20 protein-coding genes are annotated in these 24232 nt (G+C 67.5%); 12 read left to right on the top strand and 8 right to left on the bottom strand.

The genetic code is table 11. The annotated features are described in order from the left end of the window. Positions 1-60: 60 nt before the first annotated feature. Positions 61-1155 (bottom strand): serine hydrolase, encoded by a 1095-nt coding sequence (locus ASE79_RS07715; protein ID WP_056415702.1) that lies wholly within the window; start codon positions 1153-1155, stop codon positions 61-63. Positions 1156-1400: 245 nt separating this feature from the next. Between ASE79_RS07715 and ASE79_RS07710 the strand changes: the two genes are divergently transcribed. Beyond that, complete coding sequence (locus ASE79_RS07710) at positions 1401-3146, top strand: chloride channel protein (RefSeq protein ID WP_416354509.1); 1746 nt, start codon at positions 1401-1403, stop codon at positions 3144-3146. A gap of 25 nt (positions 3147-3171) precedes the next feature. Here the strand turns inward: ASE79_RS07710 and ASE79_RS07705 are convergent, their stop codons facing one another. The 3 genes from ASE79_RS07705 to ASE79_RS20300 form a co-directional block, all read right to left on the bottom strand. Beyond that, positions 3172-3915 (bottom strand): TorF family putative porin, encoded by a 744-nt coding sequence (locus ASE79_RS07705; RefSeq protein ID WP_056414299.1) that lies wholly within the window; start codon positions 3913-3915, stop codon positions 3172-3174. Then, the gene (locus ASE79_RS07700; protein WP_056414297.1) at positions 3912-4361 is read right to left on the bottom strand and encodes a hypothetical protein; all 450 of its coding nucleotides are present in this window, start codon (positions 4359-4361) and stop codon (positions 3912-3914) included. The genes ASE79_RS07705 and ASE79_RS07700 overlap by 4 nt, the downstream gene beginning before the upstream one ends. Before the next feature lie 94 nt (positions 4362-4455). Beyond that, on the bottom strand, positions 4456-4629 hold the full coding sequence (locus tag ASE79_RS20300; protein WP_082445169.1) for a DUF465 domain-containing protein: 174 nt from the start codon (positions 4627-4629) through the stop codon (positions 4456-4458). A 406-nt stretch (positions 4630-5035) separates the two neighbouring features. Here ASE79_RS20300 and ASE79_RS07695 point away from each other — a divergent pair, with 406 nt between their 5' ends. Further along, positions 5036-5320, top strand: a complete 285-nt coding sequence (locus ASE79_RS07695) for a hypothetical protein (protein WP_056414295.1) — start codon at positions 5036-5038, stop codon at positions 5318-5320. A gap of 179 nt (positions 5321-5499) precedes the next feature. After that, the gene (locus ASE79_RS07690; RefSeq protein ID WP_056414293.1) at positions 5500-6150 is read left to right on the top strand and encodes an OmpW/AlkL family protein; all 651 of its coding nucleotides are present in this window, start codon (positions 5500-5502) and stop codon (positions 6148-6150) included. Between the two features lie 100 nt (positions 6151-6250). Here the strand turns inward: ASE79_RS07690 and ASE79_RS07685 are convergent, their stop codons facing one another. Beyond that, positions 6251-7900, bottom strand: coding sequence for an amino acid ABC transporter ATP-binding/permease protein (locus ASE79_RS07685; protein WP_082445167.1), 1650 nt, complete (start codon positions 7898-7900; stop codon positions 6251-6253). Next, positions 7897-9558: a thiol reductant ABC exporter subunit CydD gene (gene cydD, locus ASE79_RS07680; RefSeq protein ID WP_056415693.1), complete on the bottom strand. Its 1662-nt coding sequence runs from the start codon at positions 9556-9558 to the stop codon at positions 7897-7899. Before cydD ends, ASE79_RS07685 begins: the two co-directional genes overlap by 4 nt. Positions 9559-9678: 120 nt before the next feature. Here cydD and ASE79_RS07675 point away from each other — a divergent pair, with 120 nt between their 5' ends. From ASE79_RS07675 to ASE79_RS07665, 4 genes are read left to right on the top strand one after another with little or no spacing between them, the layout of a single operon-like run. Continuing rightward, positions 9679-11250 (top strand): cytochrome ubiquinol oxidase subunit I, encoded by a 1572-nt coding sequence (locus tag ASE79_RS07675; RefSeq protein WP_056414290.1) that lies wholly within the window; start codon positions 9679-9681, stop codon positions 11248-11250. A gap of 14 nt (positions 11251-11264) precedes the next feature. Continuing rightward, the gene (gene cydB / locus ASE79_RS07670) at positions 11265-12404 is read left to right on the top strand and encodes a cytochrome d ubiquinol oxidase subunit II (protein ID WP_416354508.1); all 1140 of its coding nucleotides are present in this window, start codon (positions 11265-11267) and stop codon (positions 12402-12404) included. 25 nt (positions 12405-12429) lie between these two features. After that, positions 12430-12552, top strand: a complete 123-nt coding sequence (cydX, locus tag ASE79_RS20295; protein ID WP_082445165.1) for a cytochrome bd-I oxidase subunit CydX — start codon at positions 12430-12432, stop codon at positions 12550-12552. A gap of 54 nt (positions 12553-12606) precedes the next feature. Then, positions 12607-13317 carry a Crp/Fnr family transcriptional regulator gene (locus ASE79_RS07665; RefSeq protein WP_056414285.1) on the top strand — a complete coding sequence of 237 codons (711 nt, stop codon included), beginning with the start codon at positions 12607-12609 and terminating at the stop codon, positions 13315-13317. Here ASE79_RS07665 and ASE79_RS07660 read toward each other — a convergent pair. Both ASE79_RS07660 and ASE79_RS07655 read right to left on the bottom strand, forming a co-directional pair. After that, positions 13314-13880, bottom strand: coding sequence for a hypothetical protein (locus ASE79_RS07660; protein WP_162237016.1), 567 nt, complete (start codon positions 13878-13880; stop codon positions 13314-13316). The genes ASE79_RS07665 and ASE79_RS07660 overlap by 4 nt on opposite strands. A 119-nt stretch (positions 13881-13999) precedes the next feature. Next, positions 14000-17455: a DUF3857 domain-containing protein gene (locus ASE79_RS07655; RefSeq protein ID WP_162237015.1), complete on the bottom strand. Its 3456-nt coding sequence runs from the start codon at positions 17453-17455 to the stop codon at positions 14000-14002. A 364-nt stretch (positions 17456-17819) separates the two neighbouring features. Between ASE79_RS07655 and ASE79_RS07650 the strand changes: the two genes are divergently transcribed. The 5 genes from ASE79_RS07650 (at position 17820) to nirD (ending at position 24222) form a co-directional block, all read left to right on the top strand. Next, entirely contained in the window at positions 17820-18398 is a 579-nt protein-coding gene (locus tag ASE79_RS07650; RefSeq protein ID WP_056414275.1) for an ANTAR domain-containing response regulator, read from the top strand. Continuing rightward, positions 18398-19612 carry a CmpA/NrtA family ABC transporter substrate-binding protein gene (locus tag ASE79_RS07645; protein ID WP_056414273.1) on the top strand — a complete coding sequence of 405 codons (1215 nt, stop codon included), beginning with the start codon at positions 18398-18400 and terminating at the stop codon, positions 19610-19612. Before ASE79_RS07650 ends, ASE79_RS07645 begins: the two co-directional genes overlap by 1 nt. A gap of 354 nt (positions 19613-19966) precedes the next feature. Then, on the top strand, positions 19967-21346 hold the full coding sequence (locus ASE79_RS07640; RefSeq protein WP_056414269.1) for an MFS transporter: 1380 nt from the start codon (positions 19967-19969) through the stop codon (positions 21344-21346). Between the two features lie 39 nt (positions 21347-21385). Beyond that, entirely contained in the window at positions 21386-23887 is a 2502-nt protein-coding gene (gene nirB, locus ASE79_RS07635; RefSeq protein WP_056414266.1) for a nitrite reductase large subunit NirB, read from the top strand. Then, the gene (gene nirD, locus ASE79_RS07630) at positions 23884-24222 is read left to right on the top strand and encodes a nitrite reductase small subunit NirD (RefSeq protein ID WP_056414261.1); all 339 of its coding nucleotides are present in this window, start codon (positions 23884-23886) and stop codon (positions 24220-24222) included. Before nirB ends, nirD begins: the two co-directional genes overlap by 4 nt. Positions 24223-24232: the final 10 nt, after the last annotated feature.

Genomic DNA, 24232 nt, shown 5'->3' with positions numbered 1-24232 from the left:
TTCACGCGTGCGAGCTTCCCGGCTCGCACGCGGATCTCCAATCACGACATGATTGTGATGTTACCGATCCGCCGCCGCGACGACGGCTCGCGTGAGGTCGCCCATCAGCCGCATCCGCGCAGGGATAGGCTTGCGCGTGCTGGCGATCATCACGGCAATCGCATAGCGGTGCCCATCGGGCGCGACGAGCAATCCGACATCGTTATACCCGGTCGACAGGGTGCCGAGCTCCTGCCCCGTCCCCGTCTTGTGCGCGAGCGTCCAGCCAGGCCGAAGCCCCGATTTGAGGCGGAGCGGGCCGGTCTTGCTTGAACGCATCAACGTTAGCAGCGACGTGGTCGAGCGCGCGCTCAGCAGCTTGCCCTGCGCGAGCAACGATAGCCCGAGCGTGACGCCATTGCTCGACGCGCCATCGATCGGCGCGGCGAGATAGCGGCGCAAGGCTCTGTCTCGTGCCTCGTAGGTCATCGCGGCGCGTGCCTGCAGAAACCCCCAGCCGCCGGCCCATTCGGATCGCCATTCGAGGCCTGCGGTGCGGGCTTGCAGGTGGCGCTCGCCGGGGCCGAACGTGACGCCCGCGATGCCTTTCGCCGCAAGCATCCGGTTGATCGCAACCGGTCCGCCGACGCGCCAGAGCAGCACGTCGTTGCACGTGTTGTCGCTGCGCGTCATCGCACCGCTCAGCAACGCGCCGATGGTCGTCCTGTAGCCGTCGGGCCCGACGAGCGCCCGGATCGGCTGGTGGAAGACGGTGAGATCGGACCGCGTGACGGTCACCGGATCGGCGAGCGACATCTGGCCGCGATCGACCGCATCCATGACCGCGATCGCGACCCACAGCTTGCTGACGCTTTGCTGCGGACGCGGTGTATCGCCTTCCCACGCGACGACCCAGCCCTCGTCGATATCGCGGACGCTGATGCCGACCGCGCCATCGAACCCCGCGCCCAGCGCCTGCACCGCGTTGAGCAGGTCGGCCGATGGCTGCGATCGCCTCGCGGGAAGCGTCGGCGGCGTGCGCGCGGGCGTGGTCGTTTGCACCGTGATCGGCAGCGCTGCGGGCGACAGCGTCTCGCGCCCGGCGGGGACGCAGGCCGCGAGACCGGACAGACCGGCAACGATGCCGATGCGACGAAACAGCGATTCAAATGGCAACGACACTTCCCTTTTCAGGTCTTGTAAGCGCCTGCGCCCGGAGCGGAACCGGCGCGCAGGGACTTCGCCGTGCGACACACTCCGCTCGGCGCAGCGACGCCGGCAAGCCGCCACCGGCAAGATTGGCATAGCCCGGATGCAGCGTTGGGTTTAACCGGAGCCATGCGCCCTCCTCGCTCCCCTGCCCTTGCACCGCCGCCGACCACGCGCCGTCGCACGGTGGTGCGGACGAAGGTCGCGTGACGCTGAACATCGCCGCCATCCGATCGGCGACGTCGTGGTTGCGCCGCCGCCTGCGCGCGAGCGAGGCGGTGCTGATCCTGCTGGCGGTGGCGATCGGTGGGGGTGCCGGCCTGCTGAGCGTCGCGCAGGGTGCCATTGCGCGGACGATTCAGCATCTGCTCTTCGGCCTGCCGATCGGACAGCGGCTCAGCGCGACGCCCGCGATCCCCGTGCTGGTCCTCGTCGCGCTGCCGGTCGGGGGCCTCGCACTGGTGCTATTCTCCTGGGCGACGAAGGCGCGGAACCGGCAAATGGTCGATGCGGTCGAAGCCAATGCACTGCACGGCGGCCGGATGTCGTGGAGCGACAGCATCGTCATTTCAGGGCAGACGATCATCTCGAACGGCTTTGGCGCCTCGGTCGGACTCGAGGCCGCCTATGCCCAGCTCGGCGGGGTCATCGCATCAATCGCGGGCGGGTGGTTCAGGCTGCGGCGTGCGGACCTGCGGATCCTGGTCGGGGCGGGCACGGGCGCCGCGATCGCAGGCGCGTTCGGCGCGCCGCTGGCGGGGGCCTTCTACGCGTTCGAGATCGTCATCGGCGCCTATACCCCCGCCGCGATCGCCCCCGTCGCCGCGGCGTCGCTGTCGGGGGTGCTCGTCGCGCAGGCGTTCGGCGCCGAGCCCTATCTGGTCGACGCCATGGTCAGCGAGCAGGTCCAGACTCATCACTACCTCATCTATGCCGGGCTCGGCGCGGTCGCAGCCGGGGTCGGGATTCTGCTGATGCGCGCGGTCGCGGACGTCGAGGCACTGACCCGCCGCCTGCCGATCCGGACGACATGGCGTCCTGTCGTCGGCGGCGCGCTGCTCGTCCCGCTCGCATGGCTGACGCCGCAGGTCTTGTCGGCCGGGCACGGCGCTCTCCACCTCGACCTCGCCTTCGCCGTACCGCTGACCTTTCTTGCGGCAATCTTCATCATCAAGTGCGCGGCCTCAGTCGTCTCGCTCGGCTTCGGCTTTCGCGGCGGGCTGTTCTTCGCCTCGCTGTTCCTCGGCAGCCTGCTCGGACAGCTCTATGCGGGCGGACTGGCGTGGATCGCAGGGCAACCGCTGGTCGATCCCCAGAACGCCGCGCTGGTCGGCATGGCGGCGTTGGCGGTCGCGGTCGTCGGCGGTCCCATGACGATGGCGATGCTGGTGCTCGAGGCGACGCATGATTTCTCGCTCGCGGGGGCGACGATCGCTGCGGCGCTGGTCTCCTCGACGATCGTTCGCGAAACGTTCGGCTATTCCTTCTCGACCTGGCGGCTCCATTTGCGTGGCGAGACGATCAAGAGCGCGCGGGACATTGGCTGGGTCCGCACGCTGACCGCTGGGCAGATGATGCGCCGGGTCGAGCGCGCGACGCCCGCAGCCATCAGCGTGACCGAGTTTCGGCGGCTGTTCCCGCTAGGGTCGACGAGCCGGATCGTGCTGGTCGACGGCGCGGAGCATTATGCCGGCATCGTGCAGACCGCGAGCGCGTTTGCCGAGGCGGTGGTCGCGAGCGAACCGATCGGGACGCTTGCGATCAACCGGCAGGAGACACTCGCCCCCGACGCCGACATCACGACCGTCATGGCCGCCTTCGACGCGGCCGGTGCCGACGAGATGGCCGTCGTGACGGGGGACGGAACCGTGCTCGGCGTGTTGTCGGAATCCTACGTCCGACGCCGCTACGCCGATGAACTGGACAAGGCCCAACGGGAATTGTTCGGCGAGGCGTGAAGTCCCTCTACAAAATGCACACCGGTCAGAACGACAGCTGCACATGCCCTATGAGCCGGTCCGCCGCATTGCGCCGATCCGCAAACCGGCTGGCTTCACCGGAGCGCGAGACATCGGTGCCGATATAGTCGACGCCGACCGTCAATCGGTCACGACGATGTTCGAGCCCTAGCCGCCAGTTGGTGTAATCGCCGCCCGGTCGGAGGCGCTCGGCATGATTGGGATTGCGGACACTGCCGGACGAATGCCCGACCTCGGCGAGGACGGTGAACGGCGTCCCCGGGATACCCGCATTGGCGTTGGCATAGGCATAGACGTTGCTGCCGCCGATCGCGCGCTGCGACGGCGCGCCGATGGCACCCAGCGTCACGTAGAGCGGGCCATAGCCGTAACTCGCCGACAGGCCGCCCTCGACATAATCCATCCGCCCGCGCGCACCGGCGAACGCATGCCCGATGGCATCCGCGCGTAGCCGGATCGCACCGAGATCCCATCCCGTGCCGATGCCGAGGTCGACGACCGCATCGGCGCCACCATGCCGCGCGCTGCCGCGCGTCGTCACCGCGCGGGCCGAGGCGTCCAGCCGCCCCAGCGACACACGAACGTCACCCGCCAAGGCGGCGCGTCCCCCACTCCAGCTGAGCCCGCGCCGTTCCTCGTCCGTCATGCCCTCGACAGTGGCCGACCGGGCGGTCTGTGCAAACGCGGGCGCCACAAGTCCGCAGGTCGCCACACCCAGCACGCCTGCGCGCTTCAATGCCCGGATCATCCGGCGCGCTGCGGGCCGTGGATCCGGTCCAGCTCGGCACGCAGCATCGCCTCGTCCTGCCCGGCGACGACCACCAGATGATCCCGGATGGCGACTGTCTTGCCCGCGACTTCCTTGGCGATCGCGCGGTGGCTCGTCGCGCACCAGCCAGGCCGTGTGCCCGAGACCAGCGGTTCGCTGTCGATCGTACGGACCAGCGTCGTGCCCGACGAGGCGACGGCATGGCGCGCGACCGTCATCGTCGCCGCCCAGTCGCAACGCAGCGACGACGCCCTTCCCCCAGGCGCAACCGCGCCGACCTGTTTGTGCGTGATCGCGACATCGCCGCGATACTGGACCGCGACCGGACCGCTATGATGATCCACCTGGTTCTGATGATCCACTGTCAGCCCGAGTGCGGTGCCCGTGGCGGCGAGCGCCAATCCGGCGAGTAGATAATAGGCCATGTTCGCTCTCCTTCTTTTGCCTTTCCGGTCCATCGTGACCGGTAACGCTCATCTGTGTGGACGATGGTCGATGCCGACCTGTCGACCCGTCGCGTCAGCAGACCTGCTGGCGCAGGGCGCGTGCGTGCAGCTGATCCTTCACGCTCAGACGCAACCGTTTGAGCCGCAGGAGGCGCAGCGTATCGGGCATGCGCACTTTCATCTCGGCCCGGATCTGGTCGTCCAGCCGCTTGTGCAACTGTGTCAGTTTGTACGAGAAAATGGTCATAGCCGCGCTCCGATCGACGATTGGAAGATCGGATCAGCCGCGATGACAAGAGGCAATCAGGCCAGGCCTTACCACCGGGCTCACCCGATGCGGTCCGACATCACGCTCGTCCCAAGACGAACGCCAGAGGGGCCCGGCCCGCAGTATCAACCTAATGCTTCATCAGTGGAGATCAAGTCCGGCGGCGCAAATCCGTCCGATGTTGACAACACGCGGCGGTTCCCCGATTGTATTCGCATGTACGCTCCCGCGACACATAAGCGTTTTATCGACCACGCCGGCCAACTCGCCGCACGGGGTTAGCCCGAGCTCGCGGCCAATAGCCGTTTGAGTTCGGGCATTATTCGATCTGACCTTTGTGATGTGCTCTGCACACCCATGTTCTCGAGTAAGCGGAAACCCTGTCGTGGCAGACCCTATCTCCAAATTCGACGCGCATGCTTCAGCCGACACCGGACAGCAGGCCAAGCCCGCTCCGGCCATACCAGTCTCGGGATCCAGGCCGGGCCACGCGTTTCCCGGGAAATTCGATCAGCCGATCGTCCAGCACTATTCGAAGGCCGATGCCCATGACGGGCATGACGTAACGCCGAATTGGCTCAACCGGCTGATGGAGCTCAATCTTTTCTTCCTGATCCTGTTGGTTGGCGTGCCAGTACTTGTGTACTGCATCCTGGCATCGGGCACGTGACGGCGTTCTAGCCCTGCGGTTGCGAACCACGCGCCGTCTTTGACCGCGGTCAACCCGATCCTTGTCCGCGGTCAACGCCACTGCTGCCCCCTGCGCCTAGCCCGATGGCCTTGGATTGCAGGAGCCGGACCATGACATCGTCGAACACTAGCCTAGCCATCGTTGCGGCGCTTGCCGGGATGGCCATGGCCACCCCCGCGCTGGCGCGAGCCGACGCGGCCCCGCGCCAGGGCATCGCCGCCGGCGACGTGCTGCTGCGCGTCCGGACCATCCTGGTCGCGCCGAACGAGAAATCCGGCAGCGTCCTGCCCGCGTTTCCCGGCGAGCGTGTCCGCGTGAACAACAGCGTCATGCCCGAGGTCGACGTCACCTATATGGCGACCAATAACATCGGCTTCGAGCTGATCGCCGCGACCACCAAGCATCACGCCGACGGCCGCACCGGCACGACCGGATCGATCGGCAAGCTCGCCTCGACCTGGGTCCTGCCGCCGACGCTGACCGCGCAATATCATCTGAACCCGACGGGCAAGGTCCGCCCCTATATCGGCGCGGGCGTAAACTACACGATCTTCTGGAACGAGAGGGCGTCCGACGGGCTCGTCAAGGCCGTCGGCGCGACCGACGTCCACATGAAGGACAGCCTTGGCTGGGCGGCGCAGGCCGGCGTCGACATCGACATCACGCCAAAGGTCTTCCTCAACCTCGACGTCAAATATATCGACATCGACACGACCGCGCGCCTGCGGACGACCGCGGCGGGCACGCAGCACGTCGCGATCAGCCTCGATCCGCTGGTGCTGGGCGTTGGGCTCGGCATCCGGCTGTAACCGCGGCGAGGGGGAGCGGCCCTCCTCCCGCCGGACAACCCGGCGGTGGAGAATCCCGCCTCTGGCCGCCCGTCCGACCGCCGGCAAACTCCGGCGGTCATCACCGTCGGCGAGAGCGACGCGGTTGCGGCTCGGTAGCCGTGGGTAGCGTGACGACCAAACCCGGTGCCGCCACGATCGGGCAGTGCCGGTCGCACAGCGCCACCATCGCCGGACGATGGCTGACCATGACCAGCCCCTGCCTCGTCCTTTCGAGGCGCGCGGCCAGACCGTCGGCAACCCGTCGCTCGGTGGCGGCATCGAGCCCCTCGGTCGGTTCGTCGAGCAATAGCCATGGGGCCGGGACGAGATAGGCACGCGCCAGCGCCAGCCGCCGACGTTCGCCGCCCGACAGCCGCACGCCATGCTCGCCAACCCAGCTGTCGAGGCCGTGCGGCATCGCCGCGACCACGTCGGCAAGCGCGACATCGGCAAGCGCCGCCCACATCGCGGCCTCGTCGGCGAGCGGATCGCCGAGCGCGAGCGTATCGCGCACGGTGCCGGCCAGCAGCGCAGCATCCTGTGGCGCCCAGCCGAACGTCGCGCGCCGGATAGCGAGCGGGATGGCGGCAATGTCGGTCCCGTCGATGAACGCCGTCCCCGCCGTCACCGCGCGCAAACCGAGCAGGCTTTCGACGAGCGTCGTCTTGCCCGTCCCCGATGCGCCGATCAGCGCGACACGCGCGCCTGCGGGCAAATGCGTGCCGAGCAGAGCGAGCGACGGCGCGGCACCGCAATTGGCCACTTGCGCCTCCGCCACCGCGTCAGGCAGCAGCTCGTTGAGCCGCGCGGTCGCCTCGCGCACCGCGCTGCGCTGAGCGAGGCTGCGCAGGACCGGTCCTGCGCCGTCGACCGTCATCACCGCCGCCAATGCGCACAAGGCGGCGATCGGCGCACCCGACGGGCCTGCAAGCAGCAACGCCGACACGCCCGCCACGCCGAGGGCCACCGCCTGGATGAAGTCGAACCAGCCCGAGACGCCCGCCTGCGCGCGCTGGGCCTCGGCGAGACGCAGGCTGCAGGCATCGACCGCCGCCAACGCCGCCGCCTCGGCGCCATAGCAGCGCAGTTCCGCGGCCGCATCGGCCACGCCGGCGAACGCGTCCTTGAGCGCGCCGCTCGCGCGCTGCACCTCGCGTCCCGGCGCTTCGAGACGTCGGGCAAGGACGGTCGCGAGGGCCAGCACTCCGGCGAGGCACACGCCAAGCGCCAGCGCGGGACGCCAGCCCCCGAGCGCGCACAAGAGCAGACCACTCGACAGTGCCGTGATCATCCCCGGCACGGCGGACAGCCGGACGAACTGCGCCTCGACGACCGACACGTCCTGAACGATGCGTGCGGTCGCCTCGCCCTGCGTCAGCGCCAGAGCATGGTCCGCCGGGCCCGCTGCGAAACCGAGGAACAAAGCGGGGCGGATGCGGGCGAGCGCGCCGAACGCCGCGTCGTGGCTGGCGAGCCGCTCGCCATAGCGCCCGGCGGTCCGCAGGATCGCGAGCAGGCGGATCCCCGCGCTAGGCAGCACGTAGTTGAACCCCTGCGCAGCGATCGTGCCCGCGAGCCCCGCAACCGCGGCGGCGGTGATGAACCATCCCGACAGCCCCAGCAGCACGACCGAGGCCAGCGCGACGACCGCGGCATAGCCGCTCGCGCGCCACAGACGACGACGCTGACGACGCCGCTCGCCGGCGATCAGCGTATCGAACGCCGTCATGCGACCGCTCCCAGATCGACGACGACATCGGCGATCGCGGCCAGCCGCGCACTATGCGTCGCGATGATCGTGGTACGCCCGGCGCAGGCGTGCGCGATCACCTCGATCAGGCGCGCCTCGGCGTCCGCATCGAGATGCGCGGTCGGCTCGTCGAGCAGCATGACGGGCGCGGGCTTCAACAGCGCGCGCGCAAGCGCGATCCGGCGCCGCTCGCCGCCCGATATCCTACCACCCCGCACATCGATCGTCGCGCCCAGCCCGCCGCGCGCCAACAGCATCGGCGACAGCCCGGCGATCCGCGCAACCTCGGCGATCCGCTCGGCCGACGCAGTCGGATCGGCGAGCGCGATGTTCGAGCCGATCGTCCCCGGCAGGATCAGCGGCGACTGGCCCGCCCACGCGGCGATTGGCGCGATGCTGCCGATCTCGGCAAGGTCGTGGTCGCCGATCGAAACACGCCCCCCGGACAAGGGGGCGAGGCCCAGCAGCAGATGCAGCAGGCTGCTCTTGCCGCTTCCCGAGGGGCCGACCAGCGCGACGATCGTCCCAGCGCGGACCTCGAACGAGACGTCCGACACGGCGGCACGGTCCTGCCCGTCATAGCGGACCGACACGGAGTCGAAGCGGATCGACGGAAGCGCCTCCGGCCATGTCGGCACGACCGTCGCGGATGCCACGCTCGCCTGCTCGACCGCCGCCAACCGCTCGGCCGCGGTCTCCGCCGCCCGCCGATCGTGATAGGCCGCCGCCAGTCGCCGCATCGGCGCGTAGAATTCGGGCGCAAGCGCGAGTACGAAGAACGCGCGGCCGAGCGTCAGCGTCTCCGGAACCGGGAACGGCAGCAGACCCAGCAGGTTGAACCCGGCATAGACCGCGACCAGCGCGACCGACAGCGCCGCGAAGAACTCGAGCGCCCCCGACGACAGGAAGGCGACACGCAGCACGCCGAGCGTTCGCCGCGCGAGATCCTCGGATGCCTCGCCAAGCGCACGCGCCTCGCGCGCTTCCGCGCGAAACGCGAGCACGATCGGCAGCGCCCCGATCCGGTCGGCAAACACCCCCGACAGACGCGCGAGTGCGACGAACTGGCGGCGCGATGCGTCCGCCGCGGCGCCGCCCGCTAGGATCATCGCCCCGACGAACGGGAAGAACGTCGCGACAAGGATCGCCGCCGCGATCGGGCTGGCGACTGCGGTCGCGGCGAGCACGATCAGCGGCGCGATCGACGCCGCGATCCGCGCGGGCAGGAAGCGCGCGACATAGCCGTCGATCGCATCGACCTCGTCGACCGCGGCGCTCATCAGCGTGCCCGTCGTGGCGTCCGATCCGGGCGATCGGTGGAGCGCCGCGGTGACGATCCGCCGCCGCAACCGGGTCTTCGCCCGGCACGCACCGCCCGCGCCGACACGTGCCGCCAGCATCGCGCAAGCCCCGCGCCCGATCCCCGACGCGCCCGCCAGCACCGCCCAGGGCAGCATCGCCGAAACGCCGGACGATACCGCGACGACACCGCCGGCCAGCCCTGCCGCGAACCCGATCGCCGCCACCGTGTCGAACACGAGCAGGCTCGTCGACGTCCGGACGCTCCCGCCGTCGGCGACCATCTCCTTGAGATAGGTTCTGGAGACGCGCGCGCGGTCTTTCGTGATACTGGTCATGTCCGCCGCCATCGATGGGGCGCCCGTGCGCGTCTTTGACCGCGGTCAATGTTCGGGCCGCGGCCGGCGCCTAGATCGCGCTCCGGACATGACCTCCTTGGCCATGTGGGGAGCATCACTATGGACCTCGGGGTCATCGATCTGTCGCGGCTGCAATTCGCGCTGACCGCGTTGTACCATTTCCTGTTCGTGCCGCTGACGCTCGGGCTGTCGATGATGCTCGTCATCATGGAGGCCGTGTACGTCATGACGAACCGGCCGATCTGGCGCGTGATCACGCGGTTCTGGGGGCGCATCTTCGCGATCAATTTCGTGCTGGGCGTCGCCACCGGGCTGACGATGGAATTCCAGTTCGGCACCAACTGGTCGTATTTCTCGCATTATGTCGGCGACATCTTCGGCGCGCCGCTCGCGATCGAGGGGCTGATGGCGTTCTTCCTCGAAGCGACGTTCGTCGGGCTGATGTTCTTCGGCTGGGATCGCCTGTCGAAGCTCGGCCACCTGATCGTCACGTTCATGGTCGCGCTCGGCACCAATTTGTCCGCGCTGTGGATCCTGGTCGCGAACGGCTGGATGCAGAACCCGACCGGCGCGGTGTTCAACACCGACACGATGCGGATGGAAGTCAGCGATTTCGGCGCGGTGCTGTTCAACCCGATCGCGCAGGCCAAGTTCGTCCACACCGTCAGCGCGGGCTATGTCTGCGCCGCGGTCGTGGTACTCGGCATCTCCGCCTTCTGGCTGCTCAACGGACGCTACGTCGCGGTCGCGCGCCGTTCGATGACCGTCGCTGCGGCGTTCGGCCTTGCCGGATCGCTGTCGGTCGTCGTCCTCGGCGACGAGAGCGGTTACGCACTCACCGACAACCAGAAGATGAAGCTCGCCGCGATCGAGGCTGCCTGGCACACCGCCCCCGCTCCCGCCGGGCTGACGCTGTTCGGAATACCCGACGTTGCCGCGCGCGAGACGCGCTACGAGGTCCGGATCCCCTGGGTCCTCGGCCTGATCGCCACCCGCAGCCTCGACAAGGAAGTGATGGGGATGTCCGAACTGGTGCTCAAGGCGCAGGAACGGATCACCTCGGGCGTCATCGCCTATGACGCGGTCGAGCATCTCAAGATCGATCGCACCGACCTTGCGCAGCGCGCGCGGTTCGAGGCGCACAAGCGCGACCTTGGTTATGCGCTGCTGCTGAAACGCCACGTCGCCGACCCGCGAACGGCGAGCCCGCGGCTGATCGCCTCGACCGCGTGGGACGTGGTGCCCAACGTCCCGCTGATGTTCTGGAGCTTCCGGATCATGGCGTTCATCGGCTTCTTTATGATCGCGCTGTTCGGCACCGCGTTCGTGCTGACCTCGCTCCGGCTGCACACGCAGACTCGCTGGTTCCTGAAGCTTGCCGCCATCGCGATCCCGTTCCCCTGGATCGCGATCGAACTTGGCTGGATGCTCGCCGAGATCGGCCGCCAGCCCTGGGCGATCGAGGGCGTGCTGCCGACGTTCCTGGCCGCGTCGTCGCTGACCCGCGGGGTGTTGTGGGCGACGATCGTCGGCTTCACTGCGCTCTACGGCACGCTCGCGATGATCGAGGTGCGGCTGATCCTCGCGACGATCCGCAAGGGACCGTTCGAGCATGACGAGGATCCGCAGCATGCGCCCGAACATGCGGCCGCCCCCGCCCTCACCGCCTGACTGGAGACATGACGATGTTCGATTATGAAACGCTGCGTCTGATCTGGTGGGGGTTGCTCGGCGTGCTGCTGATCGGGTTCGCGCTGACCGACGGCTTCGATCTCGGGGTGGCCGCGCTGCTCCCGTTCGTCGGGCGCAGCGATGCCGAGCGGCGGATGGTGATCAACGCGATCGGCCCGACCTGGGAGGGCAACCAGGTGTGGTTCATCCTCGCGGGCGGTGCGATTTTTGCGGCATGGCCGTTCGTTTACGCGATCAGCTTCTCGGGTTTCTACCTGGCGATGTTCCTCGTGCTGGCGGCGCTGATCCTGCGTCCGGTCGGGTTCAAATACCGGTCCAAGCGGCCCGATGCCGCGTGGCGGTCGCGATGGGACTGGGCCTTGTTCGTCGGCGGGTTCGTGCCTGCGCTCGTGTTCGGCGTGGCGGTCGGCAACGTCCTGTCGGGTGCGCCCTTCCGCCTCGACAACGACCTGCGCACGTTCTTCGACGGCAGCTTCCTCGGACTGTTCACGCCGTTTACGCTGTTGTGCGGGCTGCTGTCGGTGGCGATGCTCGTCCTGCACGGCAGCGCATGGCTGGCGATCAAGGTCGAGCACGGCGCGGTGCATGATCGCGCGCGTACGTTCGGGACGGTCGCCGGACTCGCCTCGCTCGTGCTGTTCGCGATAGGCTGGGCGTTCGTCGCCTATGGCGATATCGGCTACCATATCGTCGGCGCGATCGATCCGGCGGGCCCGTCCAATCCGTTGCACACCACGAGCGAAGCGTCACGCGGCGGCTGGCTCGTCAATTACGGCCTCTACCCCTGGATGATGATCGCCCCCCTGCTCGGGTTCGGCGGCGCAGCGCTCTCCGTGTTCGGCATTCGCCGCGGGTCGGAAACCGCCGCGTTCGCCGGCTCGTCCGCCTCGGCGATCGGCATCATCGCGACCGTCGGGCTGTCGATGTTCCCGTTCATCCTGCCGTCGAGCATCGACTCGCACTCCAGCCTCACCGTCTGGAACGCATCGTCGAGCGCCAGGACGCTCGGCATCATGCTGGTCGTCACCGTCGTGTTCCTGCCGATCGTGCTCGCCTACACCGCCTGGGCGTACAAGGTGATGTTCGGTCGCGTGACGGCGCACGAGGTCGCGACCAACCCCGACTTCTACTGACCCCGAACATCAAGGACATCTGATCATGTGGTATTTCACCTGGATCCTCGGCCTCGGCCTCGCGCTTGGCTTCGGCATTCTCAATGGCATCTGGCATGAATTCCACCTGCCGATCGAAGACGATGCGGATGCAGCCGCAAACTCGTAACGGCAGCGAAAGAATTCAGGCGGGTTTTGGGGTCGCGTACACTATAGCCGGCGGATGGCTCACATCGATATCTGTACGGATTGCGCGATCCGCGACCAGGCCCTGTGCAGCAGTCTCAGCGACAGCGAGCTGACGACGCTGAATACACTCGGCCGCCGTCGCACGATCACGCGCGGCCAGACGCTGATCTGGGCGGGCGATGAGAGTATCATCTGCGCCAATTTGTTGTCGGGCGTCCTCACGCTGGTGGCGGCGTCGCCCGATGGTCGCGAGCAGATCGTCGGGCTGTTGTACCCCGCGGATTTCGTCGGCCAGCCCTATGCCGGCCAGGCCGACTTCACGATCACCGCGCTGACCGATGCCGAGCTATGCATCTTCCCACGCGACGCGTTCGAACGCGTGCTGGAGGATCACGCGCGGATGGAGCGGCTGTTGCTACAGCGGACGCTGGCGGCGCTAGGTGTCGCGCGCACGCGGATCGCGTCGCTCGCGCGTCAATCCGCACAGGAGAAGATCGCGGGCTTCCTCCTCGACATGGCGTCGCGCGCCACCGCGAGCCGGTGCCGCGCGACGCCGGACGCACCGATGACGTTCGACCTGCCGCTCACGCGCGGACAGATCGCCGACGTGCTCGGGCTGACGATCGAGACGGTCAGCCGCCAGATGACCCGGCTGAAGATCGCCGGCATCATCGCCCTGCCGGGCGGCCGCGCGGTCACGATTTCCGATGAACGCGCGCTACAGGATCGCGCCGAAGCCGCCTAACTCGCCTGCCGCGCGCACAGCCCGTCGATGAGCATCGCGCGTGCGCTGCGGCTGAGCCGTCCGGTGCCAAGCGTCAGGATCGCCAGCTCGGTAAAGTCCATCGTCAGCCGGCAGTTGTCGAAAACGCCGCGCAACATATAGCCGAACGCTTCCGCACAGGGCTGCCATCGCTCGGACGTCGATAGTTCGGACAGCGCCGCGAGGACGTCGTCCGCATGGATCGCATCGCTCAGGCGCCGCGCCTGCACTCGCCCAAGCAGCGCCGCGGTCAGCGGATCGCCTAGGTCGCACGCGAACAGCGTGTCAATTACCGTAGCCTCTTCCCGGTCATGACTGGCGACCACACCGCGCAGGCTCAGCCACAACGCCGCTGCGTCCGAGGGTCGATCGGGGAGTGCGTCGGCACAGGCTTCGAGGCTGTCGCACACGTCACGAAGGCGGGCATGATAGGCGAAGATGGCGGCGAGATCGGTGTCCTGGATGACAGGCCGCCGCCGCACGAACGGTACGACTAATCCGCCGAATTCGTCATGATCGATCATCGCGGCTCTCCATGCCGCCACTGTGCACGGCACCCGGTCCCCGACATTGACGGCGATCAAACCGCACCGGTCACAGCCCCCCCCGCCTCCGGTTACATCTCCTGTCGCTAACACGCGCTCACCGCTGAACAGCAATCCCGTCAGAATTCGTTCCAGCCTTGTGTCGTCCCGGCATAGCGAACCGCGCGCCCATATTTTGCGAATGCCTGTTGGACATCGGGCCGTGCGATCGCGGCGGCCAGCGCATCACGCAACCGCTTTTGAAACGCAGTCTGCGACGTTTGCGTGTCGAACGTGATCAACAGGGCCAGCGCGCCGTGGCGCGCTTCGCTGTCGCCCAGCCGAAGCTTAATAAGGTCGGCGATCGCCCCGCCGTCGTTCCGACATGCGGCAGCCTCAGTCGCCGCGCTCCAGTTGTTCTGCGGCGTCTTTGCAATGTTCGCCTCGACGGCCTCGGCCTCCGCCACGCGACCCAGTGCGCGCAATGCGCAGCTCTTGGTCGTCCAGACCCACATCCGGCCATAGTCGCTCAAGCCGCTCGCATGGCGCGTGTCGAGCTCGGTCACGCTGGCCAGCCCCGCATCGAACCGTCCCGCCTGAACGACGATCTCCGCGCGATTGATGGCGAACGACACTAGTTCGGGATAGCGGTCGAGACCCAGCGCTAGCACGCCGTCCAATGCCGCGATCGCCGCATCGCCGCGACCGAGCGCTGACAGATTGCTCGCATATTCGTTGACCAGCCAGAATGCGTCGGTTCCCACGATCTCGATCTGCGCCGTATCGCTCGCTAACGCCTTGCCGGCGTCCAGCGCCTCTTGGAAGCGGCCCAGCGCACGTAGCGTCTGCATCCGATACGTCATCGCGGCATAGTCTTTTGGCGTCGCAGCGGAGACGGCAGCGGCGCGTGCCGCCTCGCGTTCGAGGCTCCTGCGAAACCGATCGCCGCCAATCCGGTCTATGTCCGGCCAGAGCGCCTGGTGACGGCGGTCGATCGCCATCGTCAGCAATGCCTCGGTGGGCGGATCTTTCGCCAGCCCGCTGCGCGCTTCGACGATATTCCCCCTCACACTGTGCGCCGCAATCGCGCAGCCCAGCATGCTGTTGCCGAAATCCGTCCTCGGATCCTGCTGCCACCCACCCTTGTCGAGCGTCATGCACAACGATTCACGTGCCGCCTCACGCTTCTCCGGTGCCAGCGCGACTATCTTTTGCAGCGCCAGCTGGATCAATCGCTTGTCCAACGTGCCGATCTCCTTCGGCTGGACAGCGATCGTCCGCTCCAGCGCTTTGACGAAGGACTCAGCCGTTCCCAAGTCGAGTTCATAGCCGAGCCACAGGCGATAGACCGGCGGATTGCCGTCATATTGCGCCGTGGCGGATTGCAGTGCGGCGAACGCTGCCTGGGGGCGGCGCAGGTCGCTGAGAATGGCCCCCTTCAACCCGTCGATCAGACCGGCTGCGGCGGAGGGATGCGGCACCTTGCCGGACGCCGTCGACAGCAGTGCCAGCGCTTCGAGATTGGTGGACTGTTCGTTCTTCTGCGTGAGCGCGACCGCCTTTTCCATGTCGGCCTTGATCGGTGCCCAGGTCGCGGCGTCGATACCCTTTGGCGCGAACGCGGTGTGGGGAGATTTCTCCAGGTAGAACTCGATCCCCGCATTGTCCTTGATCTGATCCGACAACGCATAGACCTCGGCGGCGGCGCTCGCCGGGACGGCATCGCGCGTGCCGGTATCGAGCCGGTAGATCACGCGCAGGCCGTCGGGCAACGCGGTGGTCTTCCGGGAGAACGTCATGGCCCCGGCCCGTGCATCCAGATCGTCGAGCGGCGTGAGCACGCGATCTTTGACGCGAAGCTCGATCGCTTGATCGTTCGCCAGATCGGTCGGTAGCGCAAGCGGCTGCATGCGCGGGCTGGACTGTCGTGCGGGGAGAACATTCTGCACGATATAGGCGCGCGTGGTCAGCTTGGCGGGGATGCCGGCCTTGCCGAATGCGTCGCGTGGCATCGTGTAATTCTCGTTCAACGTCAGGACGTTGCGGTCGCGATCGTCGATCAGTTCCAGCGTCTTGCTCTCGACGAGCCCCGGGAACCGATCATGGTAGAATTCCAGGTTCGCATCCGAGATGGCTTTGGCGGATCCGTTGGCCCAGCGCGCGCGCATCGTATCGGCGCGTGCGTCGGTAAACCGCGTCTCGACGTGGAGCCGCAACGGGATGTCCGCCGTCTCGTCCACTGCAAACTGCTCGAGCACAGTCACGCGCCCCGCGCGGTCGCCATAGCCGTCGATATGCTCCAGCGCGGTCTGCTCCGCGCGGATCGGCAACGCATAGCCGAGATCGGAGGGCACGATGCCGCGTCCCGTACCACCGCGGTGCGTACCGGTAGGATCGAGCCACAGGACCTTGCCGTCGATCACGACGCGGACGATGACATGATCGAACACCAGCGGGGACGGCAAACGATCGGGAAGCCGCTTCCCGCCGGTCGTCGACACGAGCGCCGGAACTGCATCGATGCCAAGTCGACGCAGCGCGACCGCGAGCAGCAGGCTCTTGTCCTTGCAGTCGCCATAGCCCCGCGCGAGCACGATCGCCGGACGGCGCGGCACATAGGATCCCTCACCCAGTTCTTCCCCGACGTACCGGATATTGTCCTGCACGAACCGGACCGCGGCGGTCAGTCGATCGGCTGGCGCGGGAGAGGCCTTGGCGATGGCGTCGAGCCGCGCGGCAAAGGCACCGGGCAGGCTCTCGTCGCCCTGATACAGCGCCGTCGCCCAGCGGGCGAGTTCGGCCCAGTCCTTCATCGTCGATATATCGACCCGCCCCCACTGGAACATGCCCGGCGGTACATCCTCCTCGCCGCGCATCGCCGGTGGATCCGTGACGATCCACTCCCATTCCGTACCCGCTGCGATTTTACGCGGGGGAAAGGCCACATCGCTGTTCAACGCCTTGAACCGGGGCGTCGTCCCCGCGGGCCAGACGAAGCGCAGCGCGCGCGTCGCCAGCGCGTCGGAAAAGCGTTGCGACAGATGATAGAATGCGTGGCCGGGCCAGAGCGCCGTACGCGTGTAGATCGTCGTCGCATAATCGACCACGTCGCCGACACGGACGTCCCGCAGGTTCGCGATCGCCTTCAGCGTCCCCGTGACGATGCCGTCCTTGAGGCTGTCTTCCCGCTCGACGATCCGAAACTTCGTGTCCTGCGTCAGGTCGATGATCTTCCCGTCACGGATCAGGTGGATGAAGGCGATTCCCGCAGTTTCGAACGCGGGGTCGAAAGACAGCGCTAGCTGGCCGGCGGATTCGAGCCCGCTGCGGTCGGTTACCTTCGTCGCTGTGCGAAACCAGTCGTCATGACCATCGGCGCGCGTCCGGTGCTGTTCGTCGAGCAACAGGAATGCGATACCACTCTGCGCGTTCGCCACACGGGCTTTGGTCGCCTCCGGGATCGTCCGCTCGCGTATCCATACAGGTTCGGCTTCGATCGCTACGACCGGCGCGGACGCGGTCTTCGCCGCGTGACCGTCATCCGCCGCTTGCGCGGCACCGGCGGCGACGCCCGACGTCAGCAAAAGGAATGACAATACGCGATACGACCGTGTTAATATTTTCACGCCTGCAACTGCCCCCGTCATGCCCCGGACATCAGCTATGACACGCCACGACCTGTTGCAAGCTGCCTCCGATCGGCATTGGTGAATACTATCCGGCTTTAGTAAACCCCATATTCGGAAATCGGGGAATAGGCCTGATTATTTTACGAAAGCTTGCGAGCGGTGCGGGGTGACGTGCAGGAAGAATAGAACCACGCGAGCAGGCATCGCTCGATTGCGCGGAGCTCCACGATATCAAAAGCGATCAACCATGGAGCTCGGTGTACGCGCGGAGTCGGACCCGTTCTGTCGACGCGCTCTCGCCATCGCGAACGGTGCGGCATAAGACCGCGTCATGCGCATCGCGATCATCGATACCAGCACCACGCGCGCCGCCATCATTTCCGATGGTCTGCGCGAGGCGGGGCTCGACGATATCGTCGTGATTGACGGTACGCCGGGGATGGTCGCCGCACTCGAGAAGGCCGCCCCCGAAGTGGTGCTGATCAACCTCGAAAACCCGAGTCGCGACGTGCTCGAGGAGTTTTTCGCGGTATCGCGCGCGCTCGCCCGTCCGATCGCGATGTTCGTCGACCAGAGCGATGCCGAGTCCACCGCCGCCGCGGTCGACGCCGGCGTTTCGGCCTATATCGTCGACGGGCTCGCCAAGCAGCGGATCAAGCCCGTCATCGACCTCGCGATCCGGCGTTTCCAGGCGTTCGCGCGGTTGCAGGCCGAACTGCACGAGGCGCGCAGCGCGCTCGCCGACCGCACGACGGTCGACCGCGCCAAGGCGATCCTGATGAAACGCCGCGGCATCGACGAGCCGACCGCCTACGGCCTGCTCCGCGCGCAGGCGATGCGATCCAACCGCCGGATCGCCGAGATCGCCGACGCGATCATCACGAGCGACGCGCTCATGGGAGATTTGTGATGGCGCTCGACCGGGTCCGCATCGGCTTCCTGCCGCTGGTCGATGCCGCGCTGCCGATTCTCGTGCGCGAACGCGGGTTCGCGGAGGCCGAGGGGCTGGAGATCGAGCTGGTTCGCGACATGACCTGGGCGACGGTGCGCGATCGGCTGCTGTACGGCCATACCGATGCCGCGCACATGGTCGCGCCGCTCGCGATCGCCACCGCGCTGGGACGCGGCCGGCCCGCTGTACCGATGGCGGTGCCGTTCGTGCTGGGGCTCAACGGCAACGCGATCACGCTCTCGCTGCCGCTCGCCGCGCAGGTGATGGAGGGCGATGCGCTCGGCGATCCAGTGGTGCTGGGCGCGCGGCTGAAGGCGGTCGCGGCGGCGCGCGCGTCGGCGGGACGCCGGCTGCGGTTCGGCGTGGTGCATCGCTATTCGAGCCATAACTACATGCTGCGCTACTGGCTTTCGGCGGTCGGCGTCCGACCGGATACCGACGTCGAGATCGTGACGACCAGCCCGACCTTTGCCGCCGATGCGCTGGCGGCGGGCGAGGTCGACGGGATCTGCGTCGGCGAGCCGTGGAACGGCGTCGCGGTCGATCGCGGCGTCGGCCGGATCGCCTTGGTCACCGCGCAGGTCTGGCGGCGCGGCGTCGAGAAGGTGCTGGCGATGCGCGCGGCGACGTTGGTCGAGCGCGGCGACGTAGTCCACCGGTTGATCCGCGCGCTCCACGCCGCCGCTGCGCAGTTCGTCGATCCCGCCACGCGAGAGGCCAATGCGGCAATCCTGGCCCGACCGGCATATCTCGATGCGCCGGTCGATGCGGTGTCACGCGCGATCGGCGACCGGGTGCGGCTGGTGCAGGACGCGGTGCCGATCCACGTGCCCGACTTCATGTTCCAGTACCGCGAGGCGGCGAATTTCCCGTGGCGCAGCCAGGCGGCGTGGCTGTATTCGCAGATGGCCCGCTGGGACGGCACGGCGTTTTCAGCCGAAGAGGCGGATGTCGCGCAAGGCGTGTTCCGTCCCGACGTGTATCGCGCCGCGCTGGCGGGGTCGGACGCGCCACTGCCCAACGCGAGCTCGAAGCTGGAAGGGGCGATCGGCGCGGACGGTATCGGCGCGGGATCGACGCAGGGTCGGCTGATCCTCGGGCGCGACGCGTTCTTCGACAGGCGCGCGTTCGATCCGGACGATATCCAAGGGTATCTGGCCGGGTTGCCGTAAGGGCCGCCCCGGTTTTCCTGCGAACGCAGGAACCCAGGGTCAAGCAGGATCACGGCGGATGGCGCTCGATACCCCGGGCTCCTGCGTGCGCAGGAGGACAGGCTGCTGAGCCACCGACCCAAATCTGCTGCATCTGCGAAATGACGCTTGCGCGATAAAGCCACTTCGGTCATCTTCGCATCGTCCGGCAAGGGAGTCGGACACGAAATCATCGCGAGACCGGTTCCAACGAAGGGGCCCGACCGCGTAGGACGATCCACCGATCGTCCATAGGCAACGAAGCCGCTCCGATGCGTCCGCAAGGTCGCCGTCGGGGCGGCTTTTTCTTTGTCCATCGCAGACGGAGGACCAATTATGTTCGCATCACCGGGTATCGACGCGACCGCGCCCAAGGCCACGAAGATCGACCTGTTCAGCGCCGCAACGCCGCAGATGCGTGCGTTCCATGTCACGTGGCTCGCATTCTTCGTGTGCTTCTTCGCGTGGTTCGCCGCCGCACCGTTGATGCCGCTGATCAAGACCGAGTTCGGCCTCGACAAGGATCAGATCGCCAACATCAACATCGCCGCGGTCGCCGTCACGATCCTGGTGCGGCTCGTGGTCGGGCCGCTCTGCGACCGGTTCGGCCCGCGCCGCACCTATAGCTGGCTGCTGCTGCTCGGCGCGATCCCGGTGTTCGGGCTCGCCTTCGCGCAGACCTATGAGGCGTTCCTGGTCTTCCGCCTCGCGATCGGCGCGATCGGCGCGTCGTTCGTCATCACCCAATATCATACGAGCGTGATGTTCGCGCCCAACGTCGTCGGCACCGCCAACGCGACCGTCGGCGGCTGGGGCAATGCCGGCGGCGGCGCGGCGCAGAGCCTGATGCCGCTGGTCGTCGCCGCATTGGTCGGGCTCGGTGTCGAGCACGCCTTGGGCTGGCGCGCGGCGATTTTCGTACCCGGCGTCGCGATGGTCGCGATGGCGTTCGTCTATGCCCGCTATACGCAGGACACGCCGCAGGGCGACATCGTCGACCTCCGCGCGGCGGGGATCGAACTCGACGGCGGCAAGGCGACGGGCATGGCGATCCTCCGCCGCGCCGCGGGCAATTACCGGACCTGGATGCTCGCCGCGACCTATGGCGCATGCTTCGGCGTCGAGATCTTCATCCACAATATCGCGGCGAGCTACTACGTCGACCGGTTCGGGCTTTCGCTGACGAGCGCCGGGCTGGCGGCGGGGATTTTCGGTGGGCTGGCGCTGTTCGCGCGGGCGCTCGGCGGGATCGCCAGCGACCGGATCGCGCTCAAAAAAGGGCTCGACGGCCGCGCGCTGCTGCTGTTCGCGCTGATGCTCGGCGAGGGCGTCGGGCTGGTGCTGTTCGGCCATGCCGGCAGCGTGATGCTCGCGATCCTGGCGATGACGATGTTCGGGCTGTTCACGCACATGGCATGCGGCGCGACCTATGCGCTGGTGCCGTTCGTCGATCGCAAGGCGCTCGGCGGGGTCGCCGGGCTGATCGGCGCGGGCGGCAATATCGGCGCGGTCGCGGCGGGGTTCCTCAACAAGGCATCGGCCAGCCCGCAGCAATGCCTGATCCTCCTCGGCTACATTGTGGCGGGCACCGCGGTCTGCGCGCTCGCCGTCCGCTTCTCCGCCACGCACAAGTCGGACGAGCGCGCGCTGCTCGACGCCGCGCTCGACGCACGCCGCACCAGCGACCGCGCGGTGAACGGCGCGATCCCCGCCTGACGCCCCCCTTCCCCGGCTCCAACCCGACTGGACGATCTGATGGACCACCAAACCCCCTCCCCCGATACCCGCGAGCATCTCGTCGTGATCGGCAACGGCATGGCCGGCTGTCGCGCGGTCGAGGAGCTGATCGCGCGCGATCCGACCCGCTACCGCGTGACGATCTTCGGCGCCGAGCCGCACGTGAACTACAACCGCATCATGCTGTCGCCGGTGCTGGCGGGCGAGAAGACGTTCGAGCAGATCGTCATCAACGACCATAGCTGGTACGCGACCAATACGATCGAGCTGGTGACGAGCGATCCGGTGCAGGCGATCGACCGCGCCGCGAAGACCGTCACCGCACGATCGGGGCTGGCGGTGTCGTACGACCGGCTGCTGATCGCGACCGGCTCCGATCCGTTCATCATTCCCGTCCCCGGTAAGGACCTGCCCGGCGTCATCTCGTTCCGCGACATGGCCGATGTCGATCACATGCTCGAGGCCGCCGGCAAGGGTGGCGCTGCGGTCATCATCGGCGGCGGGCTGCTCGGACTGGAGGCGGCGCACGGCCTCACGCTGCGGGGCATGAAGGTGACGGTGATCCACCTGATGCCGACGCTGATGGAACGCCAGCTCGACGAGGCGGCAGGGTGGCTGCTGAAATCGGCACTGGAGGCGCGCGGCCAGACCATCCTGACCGAAGCCGACACGGCCGAGATCGTCGGCGACACGCATGTCGAGGGCGTGCGGCTCAAGGACGGCACGCTGATCCCCGCGAGCCTTGTCGTCATGGCGGTCGGCATCCGCCCTTCCGTCGCCCTCGCGCGTGACGCCGGGCTCGAGATCGGACGCGGGATCAAGGTCGACGACCATATGGTCACCAGCGACCCGTCGATCCTCGCGGTCGGCGAATGCGTCGAGCATGATGGCAACGTCTATGGCCTCGTCGCACCGCTGTGGGACATGTGCCGCGCGCTCGCCGACGGGCTGACCGACAGCCACAGCGGCTATCGCGGATCGGTGACCTCGACCAAGCTGAAGGTCGCCGGGCTCGATGTGTTCTCCGCGGGCGACTTCTCGGGCGGCGGGGCGTGCGAGGACATCGTCCTGCGCGATGCGTCGCGCGGCATCTACAAGCGCGTCGTGGTGAAGGACGACCGGATCGTCGGCACCGTGCTGTACGGCGATACCAGCGACGGCGGCTGGTATTTCGACCTGCTCAAGCGGCGCGAGGATATCTCGGGGTTGCGCGACATGCTGATCTTCGGCCAGGCCTACGCCGCAGGAGGGGCGCAGGCGGACCCTAAGGCGGCCGTTGCGGCACTCTCCGACGAGGCGGAGATCTGCGGCTGCAACGGCGTCAGCAAGGGACGGGTCGTGGCGTGCATCGGCGCGGGCAACGCGACGCTCGACGCGGTCCGCGCGACCTGCAAGGCATCCGCATCGTGCGGGTCGTGCACGGGCCTCGTCGAGACGCTACTCGCGGTCACATTGGGCGACGAGTATTCGGGCGAGCGTGCGGTGAAGACGGTGTGCAAATGCACCAGCTTCGGCCACGACGACGTCCGCCGCGAGATCGTCGCGCAGGGGATGCGATCGATCCCCGAGGTGATGCAGAAGATGAGCTGGTCGACGCCCGACGGCTGCTCGTCGTGCCGGCCGGCGCTCAATTACTATCTGCTCTGCGCGCTGCCCGGCGACTATAAGGACGACCAACAGAGCCGGTTCGTCAACGAACGGGTGCACGCCAACATCCAGAAGGACGGCACCTATTCGGTCGTGCCGCGGATGTGGGGCGGGCTCACTTCCCCACGCGAGTTGCGCGCGATCGCCGACGTCGTCGAGAAATACGACGCCCCGATGGTCAAGGTGACGGGCGGCCAGCGGCTCGACATCTTCGGGATCAGGAAGGAGGATCTGCCCGCGGTCTGGGCCGATCTCAACGCCGCCGGGATGGTCAGCGGGCATGCGTACGGCAAGTCGCTGCGGACCGTGAAGACGTGCGTCGGGTCGGACTGGTGCCGGTTCGGGACGCAGGATTCGACCGGGCTCGGCGTCAAGGTCGAGCAGATGACCTGGGGCTCGTGGATGCCGCACAAGTTCAAGATCGCGGTATCGGGCTGCCCGCGGAATTGCGCCGAGGCGACGATCAAGGATTTCGGCGTGGTCTGCGTCGACAGCGGCTATGAGCTGTCGGTCGGCGGCAATGGCGGGATGAAGGTCCGCGCGACTGATTTCCTGTGCAAGGTCGCGACCGAGGAAGAGGCGATGCACTATTGCGCCGCGTTCATCCAACTGTACCGCGAGGAGGCGCGCTATCTCGAGCGCACCGCGCCGTGGATCGAGCGGATCGGCGTCGCCTATATCCGCGAGCGGATCGCCGACGATGCCGAGGGTCGCGATGCGCTGGCGGCGCGGTTCCTGTTCTCGCAGCAGTTCACGCAGGACGATCCCTGGGCGGCACGCGCGGCGGGCGAGCACCGCGAACAGCACGCCCCGATGGCGCGCTTCACGCCTCTGGATGCAACGCCCCTCGTTCTCGGGAAGGAAATGGCATGATCGGAGAATGGCTCGATATCGGCTGGGTCGACGAGATCCCGGTCCGCGGCAGCCGCACGGTGCAGGTGACGGGCGGCGACGACATCGCGGTGTTCCGCACCGGCGACGGCCGGGTCTACGCGCTCGCCGATCGCTGTCCGCACAAGGGCGGTCGGTTGTCGCAGGGGATCGTGCACGGCGGCGCGGTGGCGTGCCCGCTGCACAATTGGCGGATCGCGCTGGATACGGGCGAGGCGCTGGGCGAGGACAAGGGGTGTACGCCGGTGATTCCGGTGAAGGTTTCGGGCGGACGTGTGCTGCTCTGCCGCGCCWCGACGATGAAGGCGGCGGCGTGATCGCRTCRCT

Source organism: Sphingomonas sp. Leaf28, from assembly GCF_001421685.1.
GTDB lineage: Bacteria > Pseudomonadota > Alphaproteobacteria > Sphingomonadales > Sphingomonadaceae > Sphingomonas > Sphingomonas aurantiaca.
The sequence above is the reverse complement of the archived record's forward strand: the minus strand, read 5'-3'. Positions and strand labels throughout refer to the sequence as shown.

What these genes read in the sequence shown, in the direction of transcription:
- ASE79_RS07705 (WP_056414299.1), bottom strand. Translation starts at nt 3,915, where the DNA reads ATGATCCGGGCATTGAAGCGCGCAGGCGTGCTGGGTGTGGCGACCTGC.
- ASE79_RS07650 (WP_056414275.1), top strand. Translation starts at nt 17,820, where the DNA reads ATGCGCATCGCGATCATCGATACCAGCACCACGCGCGCCGCCATCATT.
- ASE79_RS07690 (WP_056414293.1), top strand. Translation starts at nt 5,500, where the DNA reads ATGGCCATGGCCACCCCCGCGCTGGCGCGAGCCGACGCGGCCCCGCGC.
- ASE79_RS20300 (WP_082445169.1), bottom strand. Translation starts at nt 4,629, where the DNA reads ATGACCATTTTCTCGTACAAACTGACACAGTTGCACAAGCGGCTGGAC.
- ASE79_RS07640 (WP_056414269.1), top strand. Translation starts at nt 19,967, where the DNA reads ATGTTCGCATCACCGGGTATCGACGCGACCGCGCCCAAGGCCACGAAG.
- cydD (WP_056415693.1), bottom strand. Translation starts at nt 9,558, where the DNA reads ATGACCAGTATCACGAAAGACCGCGCGCGCGTCTCCAGAACCTATCTC.
- ASE79_RS07675 (WP_056414290.1), top strand. Translation starts at nt 9,679, where the DNA reads ATGGACCTCGGGGTCATCGATCTGTCGCGGCTGCAATTCGCGCTGACC.
- cydB (WP_416354508.1), top strand. Translation starts at nt 11,265, where the DNA reads ATGTTCGATTATGAAACGCTGCGTCTGATCTGGTGGGGGTTGCTCGGC.
- cydX (WP_082445165.1), top strand. Translation starts at nt 12,430, where the DNA reads ATGTGGTATTTCACCTGGATCCTCGGCCTCGGCCTCGCGCTTGGCTTC.
- ASE79_RS07665 (WP_056414285.1), top strand. Translation starts at nt 12,607, where the DNA reads ATGGCTCACATCGATATCTGTACGGATTGCGCGATCCGCGACCAGGCC.
- ASE79_RS07700 (WP_056414297.1), bottom strand. Translation starts at nt 4,361, where the DNA reads ATGGCCTATTATCTACTCGCCGGATTGGCGCTCGCCGCCACGGGCACC.
- ASE79_RS07645 (WP_056414273.1), top strand. Translation starts at nt 18,398, where the DNA reads ATGGCGCTCGACCGGGTCCGCATCGGCTTCCTGCCGCTGGTCGATGCC.
- ASE79_RS07685 (WP_082445167.1), bottom strand. Translation starts at nt 7,900, where the DNA reads ATGACGGCGTTCGATACGCTGATCGCCGGCGAGCGGCGTCGTCAGCGT.
- nirB (WP_056414266.1), top strand. Translation starts at nt 21,386, where the DNA reads ATGGACCACCAAACCCCCTCCCCCGATACCCGCGAGCATCTCGTCGTG.